Origin of the sequence: Mycobacterium gordonae (genome assembly GCF_001417955.2) — a bacterium.
GTDB classification, from domain to species: domain Bacteria; phylum Actinomycetota; class Actinomycetes; order Mycobacteriales; family Mycobacteriaceae; genus Mycobacterium; species Mycobacterium gordonae_B.
The window spans coordinates 20,345-34,526 of record NZ_LKTM01000351.1 but is presented as its reverse complement, the minus strand read 5'-3'; the positions used below and the strand labels follow the sequence as shown (position 1 = coordinate 34,526).

General features: G+C 66.2%; 7 protein-coding genes. 2 read left to right on the top strand and 5 right to left on the bottom strand.

What is annotated here, in order from left to right; all coding sequences use genetic code 11:
- Positions 1 to 620, bottom strand: a 620-nt coding sequence (locus tag AO501_RS27260) for a PE family protein (RefSeq protein ID WP_156452810.1), incomplete at its 3' end; no start/stop codon positions are given.
- 364 nt (positions 621 to 984) lie between these two features.
- On the opposite strand from AO501_RS27260, the gene AO501_RS27255 reads away from it, so the two are divergent.
- On the top strand, positions 985 to 9,525 hold the full coding sequence (locus tag AO501_RS27255) for a PPE domain-containing protein (RefSeq protein WP_055580697.1): 8,541 nt from the start codon (positions 985 to 987) through the stop codon (positions 9,523 to 9,525).
- Between the two features lie 99 nt (positions 9,526 to 9,624).
- A complete protein-coding gene (locus tag AO501_RS27250) occupies positions 9,625 to 10,836 on the top strand; it encodes a sensor histidine kinase (protein ID WP_063892929.1) in 1,212 nt (403 codons plus the stop codon).
- Positions 10,837 to 10,840: 4 nt separating this feature from the next.
- Here AO501_RS27250 and AO501_RS27245 read toward each other — a convergent pair whose 3' ends face one another.
- From AO501_RS27245 to AO501_RS27230, 4 genes are all read right to left on the bottom strand, one after another.
- Entirely contained in the window at positions 10,841 to 11,485 is a 645-nt protein-coding gene (locus AO501_RS27245; protein WP_055580695.1) for a response regulator transcription factor, read from the bottom strand.
- Between the two features lie 73 nt (positions 11,486 to 11,558).
- Positions 11,559 to 12,167, bottom strand: a complete 609-nt coding sequence (locus AO501_RS27240) for an alpha/beta hydrolase (RefSeq protein WP_055580694.1) — start codon at positions 12,165 to 12,167, stop codon at positions 11,559 to 11,561.
- Between the two features lie 9 nt (positions 12,168 to 12,176).
- A complete protein-coding gene (locus AO501_RS27235; protein WP_055580693.1) occupies positions 12,177 to 12,704 on the bottom strand; it encodes a YbhB/YbcL family Raf kinase inhibitor-like protein in 528 nt (175 codons plus the stop codon).
- A 19-nt stretch (positions 12,705 to 12,723) separates the two neighbouring features.
- Complete coding sequence (locus AO501_RS27230; protein ID WP_197419958.1) at positions 12,724 to 14,082, bottom strand: M20/M25/M40 family metallo-hydrolase; 1,359 nt, start codon at positions 14,080 to 14,082, stop codon at positions 12,724 to 12,726.
- Positions 14,083 to 14,182: the final 100 nt, after the last annotated feature.

The following is a 14,182-nucleotide window of genomic DNA, read 5'->3' as shown; positions in this document are numbered from 1 at the left end:
TGGCCGCCGAACCCGCCCGCCCCACCGGTTCCGCCCGCACCACCAGATCCCAGCAGCCAGCCACCGGTGCCCCCGGTGCCGCCGGCCCCGCCCGAGCCGCCAGTTCCGCCGGTGCCACCGCGGCCGATCAACCCGGCCGAACCGCCCGCCCCGCCCGGGGCGTTCACGTCGCTGCTATTGCCGCCCCCGCCGCCATTGCCGATCAAGATGCCGCCGTCCTGCCCGGGCTGCCCGACCGGCCCACTGGCCCCGCGTGCGCCGTTACCGATCAATGGCCGTCCGAGCAGCGCCTCCGTCGGCGCATTGATCACGTCAAGCACGGTGTGCAACGGCGCCACGTTCGCCGCTTCGGAAGCCGCGTATGTTCGGCCGCTCGAGCTCAGGGCTCGCGCCAGCTGGTCGTGAGTGTCGGTCAGGTGGGCACTGAGGCGTTGGTAGTCCCGGCCATGGTGGGCGAAGAACGATGCCACGGCGACCGACACTTCATCGGCGGCGGCGGCCAGGATGCGGGTCGTCGACGCGGCCGCCGCGGCGTTCGCCGAGCGCAGTTCGGAGCCGATTCCCAGCGCCTCGGATGCCGCCGCGGCCAACGCTTCTGGACTGACGATCGTGAAGGACATCATTGAATCCCTTGTGGTCGATTGCGTTTCGCCGGCACGTCCGTGCTCCACTGATCACCTTCGACCGATTCGGGCCGCACTACCCTCGGTCGGCTGGTCGATTTGCGGGATGAACTTTCCTCCACCGATTGGGGGAGGATCGGCCGCGGTCTCCCACCACCTCAGGCGCCTCGGCCGGTGTCGATTTAGAGTTCAAAGTCGCTGTGCATGAACATATTTCAGTTCCGCTTGCCGCCTCGGCACGAGCCGGTCGGCCGCCGGGTCAGGTGCAGACAACCGCGCCGGGAGCCGTTTGCGGATTGCGCCGGATTCGCCTCGAATTGCGGTGATTCCGCTCGGCGCAGCTGCGGCTTAGGGAGATGTGATGGATTTCGCGAGGTTTCCGCCGGAGCACAATTCCTGGCGGATGTTTGCCGGTCCCGGACCGAGCCCCATCCTCACCGCCGCGGCCGCCTGGCAAGGTCTCGGCGCGGAATTGCGTTCCTGCGCAGTGGCGATGTCCACGCTGACCTCCGGGCTGACCGGGTCATCCTGGCAGGGTGCGGCAGCCACGGCGATGCTGGACGCGGTGGCGCCCTATGTGGGCTGGCTGAGCGGGGCGGCGGCGGACGCCGAGCAGGCAGCGACTCAAGCCCGGCTGGCGGCAGGCGCTTTCGAGGCCGCGCGAGCGGCAACCGTACACCCGCAGATCATTTCGACGAACCGTGCCGCGCTCGTCCGACTCGTGACTACGAACCCGCTCGGGCTGAACGCGCCGGCGATCGCCGCGATCGAGGCCGACTACGAGCAGATGTGGGCGCAGGACGTGTCCGCGCTGTTCGCCTACCACGGCGAGGCTTCGACCATCGCCGCGGCGCTGAATCCCTTCGCGCCAACGCGTTCGGGAAGTGCGGCCGCGGCCGCCGACCCGCGCTTTGCGAACCTGGGCTTCGCCAACCTGGGCCAGGCCAACATCGGGCGCGCCAACATCGGGAACTTCAACCTGGGATCTGCGAACATCGGCAACGCCAACATCGGCAGCGGAAACGTCGGTGAAGGAAACCGTGGCCTGGCGAGCGTCGGCGTCGGCAACTTCGGGCTGGGCAACATCGGTGACCGCAATATCGGGCCCGGCAATGTCGGCACCGGCAACCGGGGCTGGTGGAATGCCGGCAGCGCCAACGTCGGCTTCGCAAACGCCGGGGACTCCAACATCGGTTTCGCCAACACCGGCAGCAACAATCTCGGCGTCGGGCTCACCGGCGACGGCGAGATCGGCTTCGGTGCAATCAATTCCGGCGCCGGCAATCTCGGGCTGTTCAACTCCGGCACCGGCAACATCGGCCTGTTCAACTCCGGCACCGGCAACGTCGGCATCGGAAACTCGGGCACCGGGAACTGGGGCATCGCAAATCCGGGTGCCGGCAACACCGGCGCCGGAAACACCGGCGGCTACAACACGGGCTTCTTCAACGCGGGCAACGTGAACACCGGGCTGAGCAACACCGGCAGCTACAACACCGGGCTGTTCAACGCGGGCAACACCAACACCGGCAGCTACAACTCGGGCGGCTTCAACACCGGCGGCCTGAACTCCGGCAATTACAACACCGGCTACTACAACACCGGAAACGTCAACACCGGCGCCTTCATCCGCGGCAACTACAGCAACGGCCTCTTCGTCACCGGTGACAACGAGGGCCAGATCAGCGCCCACATCGCGATCGACATCCCGACCATTCCGATCGACATCGCATCGAACAATCCGGTCAACCAGATCCTGGTGGTGGGCGGCCAGGACTGGACCATCCCCGGCTACAAATATCCCCTCACCTACTTCGCCGACGGCGCCTTCTACGTGGGACCCGTCGAGATCTCGCCGTCGACCCTCACGGCCCCGACGGTCACCGTGGTCATCGGCGGCCCGACCACCTCGATCGGCGCCGCTGTCGTAGGCGCCCTGCAGGGCGGGACCATCGAAATCCTCGATATCCCAGCGGCTCCGGGTTTCGGCAACTCGACCACCACCCCGTCCTCGGGATTCTTCAACTCCGGCACCGGCGCGGCCTCCGGGTTCGCCAACACCGGCACCGACACCTCCGGCTTCCGCAACCAGGCCACCACCACCGTCTCGGGCTACCGCAACGCCGGAACCCTGCAATCCGGCCTGGCCAACTACGGCACCACCGTCTCCGGCCTCTACAACACCGCCACCGGCCACGTCTCCGGAGCCCTCAACACCGGCACCAACCTCGCCGGCATCCTGCGCGACAGCACCACCGGCACCGCCATCAACGCCGGCCTGGCCAACACCGGCATCTACAACACCGGCTTCGGCAACACCGGAAACCTCAACTGCGGCAACGGCAACCTCGGCGACCACAACCTCGGCAGCGGCAACACCGGCACCGCCAACCTCGGCAGCGCCAACACCGGCACCCACAACATCGGCTTCGGCAACACCGGCACCGGCAACATCGGCATCGGCCTGACCGGCACCAACCAACTCGGCCTCGGCCCACTGACCAACGGCACCAACAACATCGGCCTGTTCAACACCGGCACCAACAACATCGGCTTCTTCAACTCCGGCGACGGCAACTGGGGCATCGCCAACTCCGGCAACCACAACACCGGCATCGCCAACCCCGGTGACACCAACACCGGCCTGTTCAACACCGGCACCAACAACACCGGCATCGCCAACACCGGCAACAACAACACCGGCCTGGCCAACACCGGAAACACCAACACCGGCAACTACAACCCCGGCCACCACAACACCGGCCCCGCCAACCCCGGCAACTACAACACCGGCCTAGCCAACACCGGCAACACCAACACCGGCGCCTACAACACCGGCACCAACAACAACGGACTACTCTGGCGCGCCGACAACCAAGGCCAAACCGGCGCCTACTACGCGATTCACGTCCCCGAGATCGCGTTGAATCTGACCACCACCATTCCGGTGAATGTGCCGGTCAGCGGCAGCTTCACGACCACCGTCTACCACGGCATCACAATCGAAGACATCCCGTTCGGCACCACCGTCGCGCTCGGGCCCATCCCGGTGCTCGAGGGCACCGTCAACTCCCTCACCATTCCGCCCGTGTACGCGACCGGGCCCACCCCGGCGATTCAGATCGGAAACACCGACGGCTCCACCGTGATCGTCATACCGGCCTATGCCAGTCTCGGGCCTGCGGACCTGACGCTCATCGACTTCGGCGGCGCTCCGGGATTCGGCAATTCCACGACCAGTCCGTCATCGGGCTTCTTCAACTCCGGCACCGGGGCCGCATCGGGTTTTGCCAACGTCGGCGCGGGCAGTTCCGGCTTTCGCAACTTCGCGTCGGGCGACGTATCGGGCTTCCGGAACGTCGGCTCCTTGTTGTCCGGCGTGGCCAACCTGGGCGACACCATGTCGGGCGTCGTCAACACCGGCGTCGGGTCGCCTGCTGATGTTTCAGGAGTGGCCAACTTCGGCACCGACATCGCCGGCTGGTACCGCGACAACGTCACGGGGACAACGTCATACAACCTGGGCCTGGCCGACGTCGGCTCGCTCAACGCGGGCTTCGGCAACGTCGGCGACTACAACCTCGGCATCGGCAACCGCGGGGACGTCAACATCGGCGGCGGCAATGTCGGCAACCTCAACGCCGGCTTCGGCAACCTCGGCGCACACAACTTCGGTTCGGCCAACCTGGGTCAGCACAATATCGGCCGGGCCAACATCGGCGACCACAACCGCGGATTCGCCAACTGGGGCAACTCCAACAATGGCATCGCCAACAGCGGCGACTTCAACATCGGCATCGCCAACACCGGCAACGACAACATCGGCATCGGGCTCACCGGCAACGGTGAAATCGGTTTCGGCGCAATGAATTCCGGCAGCGCCAACAACGGCCTGCTCAACTCGGGAACCGCCAACACCGGGTTGTTCAACTCCGGCACCGGCAATGTCGGAATCGGCAACTCCGGCAACGGCAACTGGGGAATCGGCAACAGCGGTCACCTCAACACCGGCCTGCTCAACGCCGGCGACATCAACACCGGCGCCGTCAACGCCGGTGCGGTCAACACCGGTTTCGGCAACGCCGGCGACTACAACTCCGGCAGCTTCAACACCGGCAGCTTCAACACGCTCGGCTTCAACCCCGGTTCCTACAACACGGGCCTGGCGAACACCGGCCACTACAACACCGGCGCGGCCAACGCGGGCAACGTCAACACCGGAGCGTTCATCGCCGGGAACTACAGCAACGGGCTGCTGTGGCGCGGTGACTACCAGGGACTGATCGGTTACAGCTACACCGTGTCATTGCCCGACACCGCCATTCCGGTCGACGCCGGCATCACCATCCCGATCAACATCCCGGTCAGCGCAACCCTGGGCACCCTGACCGTCCAGGGCTTCACCATCCCCAAATACACCGCCGACATCAACGTCCTGAGCACCGGAGAGACGCAGGCTCTGAGCGTCGGCCCGATCACGTTCGGCAATATCGTGATCTCCCTTCCCGCCATCGAGGTGACTCTCGGCGGGCCGACCACCGCCATCAGCCTGAACGGGACGGGTTCGATCGGTCCCGTCGTCATCCCGCTGATCGACATCCCGGCGAGCCCGGGATTCGGTAACTCGACCGGCGTCCCATCGTCCGGCTTCTTCAACTCCGGCACCGGCAGTGCCTCGGGACTGGCCAACATCGGCGCCAACAACTCCGGCTTCTTCAACGTCGGATCCGGCGGCGCCGGCATCTCGGGCGTCAAGAACGTCGGCGACCTGATCTCGGGCATGGCGAATCTCGGAAACACGATGTCAGGCCTGCTCAACACCAGCACGCTGGACCTCAACACGGCAGCCGACATTTCGGGCGTGGCCAACCGGGGCAGCGACCTGGCCGGACTGTTCGGCGAATTCGCGGTCTCGAACCTCGGCTTCGCCAACGACGGCAGCATCAACCTGGGCAGCGGGAACGTCGGCGACTACAACGTCGGCAGCGCAAACATCGGCAACCACAACGTCGGCAGCGCGAATATCGGCAGCGTCAACCTGGGCTTCGCAAACCACGGCATGCACAACGTCGGCTCCGGCAACCTGGGTGAGCACAACTTCGGTGCCGCCAACGTCGGGGACCACAACCGCGGGTTCGCAAACGCGGGCGACCGCAACCTCGGTTTCGCGAACACCGGCAACGCCAATGTCGGCTTCGCCAACTCCGGCGAGGGCAACATCGGCATCGGCCTGACCGGCAACGGTGAAGTCGGCTTCGGTGCGCTGAACTCCGGCACCGGAAATCTCGGGCTGTTCAACTCCGGCACCGGCAACGTCGGCCTGTTCAACTCCGGCACCGGCAACATCGGAATCGGTAACTCCGGCAACGCAAATCGCGGCATCGGGAACGCGGGCATCGGCAACCACGGCATCGGCAACGCCGGCAGCTACAACGCGGGCCTGTGGAATCCCGGCAGCGGCAACACGGGCATCGGTAACCCGGGTGACTACAACACGGGAGTGTTCAACGCCGGCACCGCCAACACCGGGCTGGCCAACCCAGGCAGCTATAACACGGGCAGCTACAACCTCGGCAGCGCGAACACCGGCGGCTTCAACTCGGGCGACTACAACACCGGTTTCGTCAACCCCGGCAGTTACAACACGGGTCTGCTGAACACCGGCGACGTCAATACCGGTGCGTTCAATGCCGGCAACTACAGCAACGGATTCTTCTGGCGAGGCGATTACCAAGGGCTATACGGTTTCCACGCCGGCATCCACATACCCGAATTCTCGCCGCTGGAACTGGATTTCGAGATTCCGGTCAATATTCCCATCATGGTGGGACTCGCAGACGTCGTCGTCAATCCCGTTACCATCAAACCGATCACGATCAGCGTCCTGGGATCGTCGTATCTCAGCGTCACCTTCAGCACCATTTCCGTGCCGGCGATCACCGGAGTCCTGCCGGTCGTCACTGCCTCGATCGGCGGTCCGGACACCTCCATTCCGATCGCCATCAACAGCGGAATCGGACCGATCGACATCACCTTCCTCGATGTTCCGGCGGCTCCGGGGTTCGGCAACTCGACCACCACCCCGTCCTCGGGATTCTTCAACTCCGGCACCGGCGCGGCCTCCGGGTTCGCCAACACCGGCACCGACACCTCCGGCTTCCGCAACCAGGCCACCACCACCGTCTCGGGCTACCGCAACGCCGGAACCCTGCAATCCGGCCTGGCCAACTACGGCACCACCGTCTCCGGCCTCTACAACACCGCCACCGGCCACGTCTCCGGAGCCCTCAACACCGGCACCAACCTCGCCGGCATCCTGCGCGACAGCACCACCGGCACCGCCATCAACGCCGGCCTGGCCAACACCGGCATCTACAACACCGGCTTCGGCAACACCGGAAACCTCAACTGCGGCAACGGCAACCTCGGCGACCACAACCTCGGCAGCGGCAACACCGGCACCGCCAACCTCGGCAGCGCCAACACCGGCACCCACAACATCGGCTTCGGCAACACCGGCACCGGCAACATCGGCATCGGCCTGACCGGCACCAACCAACTCGGCCTCGGCCCACTGACCAACGGCACCAACAACATCGGCCTGTTCAACACCGGCACCAACAACATCGGCTTCTTCAACTCCGGCGACGGCAACTGGGGCATCGCCAACTCCGGCAACCACAACACCGGCATCGCCAACCCCGGTGACACCAACACCGGCCTGTTCAACACCGGCACCAACAACACCGGCATCGCCAACACCGGCAACAACAACACCGGCCTGGCCAACACCGGAAACACCAACACCGGCAACTACAACCCCGGCCACCACAACACCGGCCCCGCCAACCCCGGCAACTACAACACCGGCATCGCCAACCCCGGCAACACCAACACCGGCCTGTTCAACACCGGCACCAACAACAACGGACTACTCTGGCGCGCCGACAACCAAGGCCAAACCGGCGCCTACTACGCCATCACCGTGCCGGAGATCCCCGCGTACCTCACGGTCGATGTCCCGCTCAACATCCCAATGACATTGAGCCTCAACGATGTTCAAATCGACCCAGTCACCATTCCGAAGATCTCCTTCAGCGGCCTGGATGACGGTCTGGGCGGAGAGGTGGTCGGCTACATCGGCCCGATCAGTGTCTACGGCGCCGAGAAGGGCGACCCGATCCTCATCAGCTTCGGTGACCAGCCCGCGATCGCCATCAACGTCGGCAACCCGGACGGTTCGACGGTGTTGGGACTCAACGCATCCGGCGGGGTGGGTCCCATCAGCATCCCGTTGATCAACGCACCCGCCGGGCCCGGGTTCGGCAACTCGACCATCACTCCGTCGTCCGGATTCTTCAACTCCGGCACCGGCTCCGCATCGGGCTTCGGCAACGTCGGCGTCGACAGCTCCGGCTTCCGCAACCTCTCGTCCGGGGATGTCTCCGGCTACCGCAACGCCGGCGCGCTGCAATCGGGTTTGCTCAACTTCGGCGACACCGTCTCGGGCGTCTTCAACACCGCGGCACCGGCCAACGTCTCCGGCATCGCCAACGTCGGCACCGACCTGGCGGGCATGTTCCGCGACGGCCCCACCGGCACGGTGCTGAACGTGGGACTGGCGAACGGCGGTCAGCTCAATGTGGGCGCGGCCAATCTCGGCGACTACAACCTGGGCTTCGCCAACGTCGGCAATCTCAACGTCGGCAACGGCAACCTCGGCGACCACAACCTGGGCGGCGGCAATCTCGGCAGCCACAACCTGGGCAGCGGCAACATCGGCACGGGCAACATCGGATTCGGCAACACCGGCCAGGGCAACATCGGTATCGGGCTCACCGGTACCGGCCAAATCGGTTTCGGCCCACTGAACTCCGGCGGCGACAACGTCGGCCTGTTCAACTCGGGCGACAACAACGTCGGCCTCTTCAACTCCGGTGACGGGAACTGGGGCATCGCCAACTCCGGCAACTACAACACCGGCCTGTTCAACACCGGCACCGCCAACACCGGCGTCGCGAACATCGGCAACTACAACACCGGGAGCTACAACGCCGGTTCCACCAACACCGGCAGCTTCAACCCCGGCAACTACAACACCGGGCTGTTCAATCCCGGCAGCTTGAATACCGGATTGTTCAATACGGGCAACTCCAGCACCGGCCTGGCCAACGCCGGCAATGTCGACACCGGCGCGTTCATCACCGGCAGCTACAGCAACGGCCTGTTGTGGCGAGGCGATTACCAGGGTCTGGACTCCGTCGGCTACTCCTCGACCATTCCCGCGATCCCCTGGCACTATGACGTGAACGCACCCCTCGAGGTACCGGTCACGGGCCACATCAACGCGATCACCCTGGACGAGTTCAACATCTCCGACATCCCGATCAAGGTGCAGCTGCAGCAGACGGTGTGCTACCCGTGGTACGAGTACCCGTTCTACCGGTGCTCGACGGTGACCACGACGGTCTACAACGACAGCATCGGCGGCTGGACGATCAGCCCGACCATACTGCTCTCGGAAACCGAGATAGCCGAAACCTTCGGCCAGACCTTCGATTTCCCGGGCAGCGGCACGGTGGGCCCGTACACCTTCGGCTTTGCCTACCAACAGAATCCGGGCTACTTCAACACCTCGACGGACCCGTCGTCAGGATTCTTCAACTCCGGCGGCGGGGGTGCATCGGGCTTCTTCAACTCCGCCGACGGCGCGGCGTCGGGCCTGTTCAATGGCTTCGCGGACACATCAGGACTCAGCAACGACGGAGGACCGGGGAACTCGGGCTACCTGAACGACGGCCGACTGGCCTCGGGTCTGGCCAATATCGGCGACACCCTTTCCGGTGTCGGGAACGTGGGCACCGAGCTGTCCGGATTCTTCAACAACTTCTTCTCGCGGTGAGCCGTGGACCTTTCTGATCCGGGTTTCACCGGAGCGAATTGGCGCCAGGCCGTTGTACATTTCGCAAAGGCAGTGTGCGCGGCTACGTTAGGTGACCCCATGAGAAGCCCAGATATCGAGCAGGTCCTGCGCAGACAGCGGTTGCGGTCACTACAGGGCTCATCACTGCTTCGTGTCGGTGTTCTCGTCATCATGATCGTCGCGATGCTGATCGCGAGCGATCCCGCCCGGCTACCGGCCAAGGCGGTGTTGCTGAGCATGTACGGCGTAGTCACCGTGGCCGCGCTGTTGGTCGCATTCCTCGGTCCTCATCATTTCGAAGACGACACCGCCTTGATGACACTCGGCCTGGCCGACGTCGCCACCGTCTTCGGTTTCAAATTGCTGTCACCCGGCGGCTACATGCCGCTGCTGATCATGGCGCTGCTGCCGCGCCTGGTGGCCGCCGAGTTGTCGCTGCGGCGCGCCGGAGCCGTATTGGCCACCAGCCTCGCGGTGTTCACCGCGTCGCTGCTGCAGGACCCGGTGATCATGCCGCGGGTCGGCGCCTGGGAAGTGGCGCTGATCGTGATGATGTACGGGTTCGTCTGTGCCACAGCATTTTTGATGGTCATCTTCCGACTGCGCAACGTCGACGAGATGGCCCGGCTCACGACCTCCCGGGAAGAGTTGCTGGCTCAGACGATGACCGCCTCGCAGTCCGAGCGTCGCCAGATCTCGGAGTTCATCCACGACGGACCGCTGCAGGACGTGCTGGCGGCCCGCCGTGACCTCGCCGGGTTCCTCAAGGTCGCCCCGGACGCGCCGCTGGAAGAGGCCCTGGACAGTCTGCGGGAAGCGTCACAGTTGCTGCGCGAAGCCACCTTTGAATTGCACCCGGCACTGCTGGAACAGGTGGGTCTGGCCGCGGCGGTGGACAAGCTGGTCTCGGTTGCCGCGGCCCGCTCCGGCATCGCGATCTCGACCGACATCGACTACCCCGACCCCAATCCGGTCGACCCGATCCTGTTCGGGGTCATCCGTGAACTGGTGTCCAATGTGGCCCGTCATTCGCAGGCCAGCTCGGCGACGGTCAAACTGGCCGTGCACGGTGGCGTCGCGCGCGTCGACGTGGTGGACGACGGGATCGGGATCGCCAGCGACATCGCCGCCCGCCGTTTCGCCGAGGGGCACATCGGTCTCGCCTCGCACCGGGCGCGGGTTCAGGCCGCCGGCGGAGCTCTGACGGTCCTCGACGAACCCGGCGGCGCGCACCTGCGGGTGGAACTACCGCTGCGGGCCAGTGTCGCGCCGGAGCGGGTGTCCGCCTGACCGCCTACTCCAGTAGTCGACGCCGCATCGCCTCGGCGACGGCCGCACCACGGTCGGATACGCCGAGTTTCTCGTAGAGGGACTGCACGTGCGTCTTGATTGTGCTGCGCGCCAAGTGAAGTCGCTCGGCGATCTGGGGCACCGACATGCCTTCGGCCATCATCGTGATCACCTGGGTCTCACGCTCGGTCAGCGAGGTCGTCGCTCCCCTGCCGCGCCGTCTGACTTCCCCGGCCAGGCCACCCGCCACCCCGGCCGGCAGGTACGACTCCCCGCCCGCACACCGGAGCACGGCGTTCACGATCTCGTCGGCGTCCGATTCCTTCGTCAGGAAACCCGATGCTCCCTCGGCCAGAGCCTTGAACACGACCGGACTGTCATCGAAAGCCGTCAGCAACACCACGCTGGTGGGCACGCCGTCGCGGGCGATCGCGTGGGTCACCTCGAGGCCGTCCAGGCCCGGCATCTTGTAGTCGAGAAGTGCGACCGTCGGCCGGAACTTCCTGATGGCGTCCAATGCCGCACGCCCGTCGCCGACCTGCGCGACCACGTCGACCCGGCCGCTGGCCTTGAGTGCCCGCACGACGCCTTGTCGCATTACCGGGTGATCGTCGGCTACGACGACGGTGACGCGGTCGGTGGTGGTCATCGGCTCTCCATGCGCTCTCGACGAAGCTCCTCGGTCCCCGCCCAGCCGCCGACGGGCACGGACGGGCGCCTCCTCATTGTTGCTGCCCAGACCGCCCGTGGCGATGATTTCCGGCTACCGAATCGGCGACGAAATCGGCCGTGCGGCCGTGCCATTGACGCCAGTGACGAACCATGGCGTGTCCCGCACCCGCGACACCCACCCACTCAGCGTCCAGCCCGCGCCGGCCTGCCCGCCGTGTCTGTTCGTAGGAAGTACGGGGGTCCGTCCTGGTGTCAGCGGTGCCGTGCAGGACCAGTAGCCGGGTGCCCTGCGGAATCAGATCGCCCTTGTCCCCCGCCCACCACGGCGCCAGTGCCACCACCGCCGCGATGCCTCCCTGGGCCGCGAGCTGCGCGGCCACCCGCCCACCCATCGAATGCCCAACCAGCACAACGATTTCCGGCTGCCACTCCCGCCGGCAGGCGCGCAGCACGGCGTCGGCATCGAGAACCGGATCCCGCCGCGGGCTGTTCCATCCCCGCAACCGGTACTGGACCTGTCGCACGACGGCCTCCGACCCGAGCCGGCGCCGCAGGGCGCGTGCCAGCAACATCATCCGGAGGTTGGCCGGCTGCCACCAGCGCGACGGCTCGTCACTGCGCACCTTGCCGCCGGGCAGGACGAGCACGCAGGCGCGCACGGCTGACTCTTAGGTCTGCTCGTAGGTCGCGTGGATGACCGCCCTGGCGATCGCGTGCTGAAACAGGTTGAAGCCCAGGTACGCGGGGGTGGCGTCCTCCGGCAGGTCCAGCTTGTCGACATCGACCGCATGCACGGCGATGTAGTAACGGTGCGGACCGTGGCCCGGGGGCGGTGCGGCCCCGATGTAGCGGCGCTGCCCGGCGTCGTTGGCCAGGGTGAGCGCACCACCGGGCAACTCGCTGCCGTCGCCGGCGCCGGCCGGCAGGTCGGTGACGTCGGCGGGCAGGTTGGCCACCGCCCAGTGCCAGAATCCGGATGCCGTCGGGGCATCGGGGTCGTAGACGGTGACAGCGAAGCTGCGCGTTTCGGCAGGGAAGCCCGACCAGCTCAGCTGGGGGCTGACGTCCTCGCCCCCGGCGCCCATGATTCCGCTGACCTGCGAGTTGGACAGTGGCTGTCCGTCGGTCACCGACTCCGAGGTCAGGGTGAACGACGGCAGGTCGGGCAGCGCGTCGTAGGGGTTGGGCACTGTCATGGTCAGTCCTCTCGTGTCATCAGCAGTGAGTGAGAAAGTGCGCCAGCACTTCGGTGCCGAACCTCAGCGCGTCGATGGGTACCCGCTCGTCGACGCCATGGAACAGCGATGTGAAGTCCAGGTCCGGCGGCAGCCGCAGCGGGCTGAAGCCGAAGCAACGAATTCCCAGGCGCATGAACGATTTTGCGTCGGTGCCACCGGACAGCATGTAGGGCACGGTACGGGCACCCGGGTCCAGCGCCAGTACGGCGGCGTTCATCGCGTCCACCAGCTCGCCGTCGAACGAGGTCTCGTACGAGCTCAGGCTCCGGATCCATTCCCGTTGGACGTCGGGTCCGAGCAGCGCGTCCACCTCGGCTTCGAAGGCCGCCAGGCGGCCGGGGAGCACGCGGCAGTCGATCACCGCTTCGGCCGTGGCCGGGACCACGTTGGCCTTGTAGCCCGCCTTGAGCATCGTCGGGTTCGCGGTGTCGTGCAGAACGGCCTTGAGCATCCGCGCCATCGGGCCGAGTTTGTCGATCATCCCGTCGAGGTCCGGTGAGTCGACGTCGAACGCCAGACCGGTCTCCCCGCTGACGGCGGCCAGGAACTGGGCGACGGTGTCGGTGACCACCAGCGGGAACTGATGACGGCCGAGCCGGGCCACGGCCTCGGCAACGGCGGTGACCGCATTGTTGTCGTGCACCATCGAGCCGTGCCCCGCGCGTCCGCGCGCGGTCAGCCGCATCCACTGGATGCCTTTCTCGGCGGTCTCGATCAGGTACAGCCGCCGCTCTCCGCCGTCGCGGCGCGGCACCGTCAGCGAGAAGCCGCCGACCTCGCCGATCGCTTCGGTGACGCCGTCGAACAGATCCGGCCGGTTGTCGACCAGCCACTGCGCCCCGTACTTGCCGCCGTGTTCCTCGTCGGCGACGAAGGCGAAGACCAGGTCCCGCGGCGGCACGATGCCGGCTCGCTTGAAATGCCGGGCCAGCACCAGCGTCATGCCGACCATGTCTTTCATGTCGACAGCGCCGCGGCCCCACACGTAGCCGTCCTCGATCGCGCCGGAGAACGGGTGCACACTCCAATCGGCGGGTTCGGCCGGGACCACGTCGAGGTGTCCGTGGATCATCAGGGCGCCGCGGGTACGGTCCGCGCCGGGGAGACGGGCGAAGACGTTGCCCCGGCCGGGGGCCCCGGACTCGACGTACTCGGTCTCGTAACCGACTTCGGCGAGCTGCTCGGCGATCCACTGCGCGCACTCGGCCTCGCCCTTGGTGGTGTCGAGTTCGCCGGTGTTGCTGGTATCGAACCGGATCAGCCGGCTCACGGTTTCGGCCACGTCGTCTGCCGGATTGAATGGGTTGTTGGGTTCAGCCGCGCTCGCACCGGTCACAGTCACCTTTCCTACCACGCCTGCGAGATGGCGGTGACGCGCAGCGGCCGGTTCCCGCGCGAGGCCGATTGGGCCGACGCGAATCGATCCGATAGCCTTA

What these genes read in the sequence shown, in the direction of transcription:
- AO501_RS27255 (WP_055580697.1), top strand. Translation starts at nt 985, where the DNA reads ATGGATTTCGCGAGGTTTCCGCCGGAGCACAATTCCTGGCGGATGTTT.
- AO501_RS27250 (WP_063892929.1), top strand. Translation starts at nt 9,625, where the DNA reads ATGAGAAGCCCAGATATCGAGCAGGTCCTGCGCAGACAGCGGTTGCGG.
- AO501_RS27245 (WP_055580695.1), bottom strand. Translation starts at nt 11,485, where the DNA reads ATGACCACCACCGACCGCGTCACCGTCGTCGTAGCCGACGATCACCCG.
- AO501_RS27235 (WP_055580693.1), bottom strand. Translation starts at nt 12,704, where the DNA reads ATGACAGTGCCCAACCCCTACGACGCGCTGCCCGACCTGCCGTCGTTC.